Raw genomic sequence first — 1209 nt, 5'->3', positions numbered from 1 at the left:
CTCTACGACTTCGAATGGGCCAACAAGAACCTGTTTGGCGGCAAATACACGCGCACGATGAGTTACTGGCAGAATTCGGAGCTTTCCGCGATCGGTCATCCGGCCGACGACAGGGAGAAGGCGCTTCTGGCGCCCTACCCCGGCCGCGTGCCGGCCAATGTCATGGACGGCACGTATCGGCCACCGGTGACTGACGGATCCGGCCAGGACCGCCGCGTGCTGAAGGCAGCCTTCGATCTCTTGAAAAGCGCCGGTTATCATGTGCAGGACGGGATAATGCTCGATGCCGAGGGCAAACCTTTCGGTTTCGAGATACTGACCGCCTCGCAGGACGAGGAGCGCCTTGCCGGCATCTACCAGCGCACGCTGGAGAAGATCGGCATCAATGTCACCATTCGCAGCCTTGACGGCGATCAGATCCAGTCGCGCAAGCAGCGCTTCGATTTCGAGGTCCTGGTTGGATCGAGCGGCTTCAACAATTCGCTGTCGCCCGGCATCGAGCAGACCGGGCGTTGGAGTTCGGCCGCGGCCAGGACGGAAGGCTCGTTCAATCTTGCCGGCGTCGCCGATCCGGCGGTGGACGCGGCAATCGAAGCGATGCTGCGCGCCCGCTCGAAGGAGGATTATGTCGCTGCGGTTCGCGTTCTCGACCGGCTGCTGATCTCCGGCAACTACATGGTGCCGATGCAGCACAACACGCAGCAATGGATTGCTTACTGGAACTATCTGGAACATCCGCAAAAGACGCCCATATTTGGCTATCAACTGCCGACCTGGTGGCGCAAGCCAAATTGAAGATACAGGAGATCGAGATGAGCGAGATGAACGCCATCACCGTCGATGTGGTGTCCGATGTGGTCTGCCCATGGTGCTTCATCGGGCAGAAGCGGCTCGACAGAGCGATCGCGGCTGTCGGCGATGTTGACGTGCATATTCGCTGGCGGCCATTCCAGCTCGATCCGACCATTCCGCCGCAAGGCAAGGATCGCCACGAATACATGCTGGCCAAGTTCGGCAGTGACGAGCGTATCCGCGAGATTCATGGCCGCATCGAGCCGCTCGGCGAAGTCGAAGGCATCTCCTTCGCCTTCGACACCATCAAGGTAGCGCCGAACACGCTGGATGCGCACCGCCTGATCCGCTGGGCGGGTGCCGCCGGCGAAGCCGTGCAGAACAGGCTTGTGCGCCGGCTGTTCCAGCTGAATTTCG

Annotated in this window: 2 protein-coding genes; both read left to right on the top strand. The window is 60.8% G+C overall.

Features of this window, described 5'->3' with window-relative positions; all coding sequences use genetic code 11:
* Positions 1 to 795: ABC transporter substrate-binding protein (locus EN935_RS36705; protein ID WP_245489150.1), on the top strand; the 795-nt coding region annotated here is incomplete at its 5' end.
* A gap of 17 nt (positions 796 to 812) precedes the next feature.
* Positions 813 to 1209 (top strand): DsbA family protein (locus tag EN935_RS36700; protein WP_164771717.1); only part of this gene is annotated, 397 nt, incomplete at its 3' end.

The sequence above is a fragment of the Mesorhizobium sp. M7D.F.Ca.US.004.03.1.1 genome, assembly GCF_003998635.1.
In the GTDB taxonomy this organism is placed as follows: Bacteria; Pseudomonadota; Alphaproteobacteria; order Rhizobiales; family Rhizobiaceae; genus Mesorhizobium; species Mesorhizobium loti.
The sequence above is the reverse complement of the archived record's forward strand: the minus strand, read 5'-3'. Positions and strand labels throughout refer to the sequence as shown.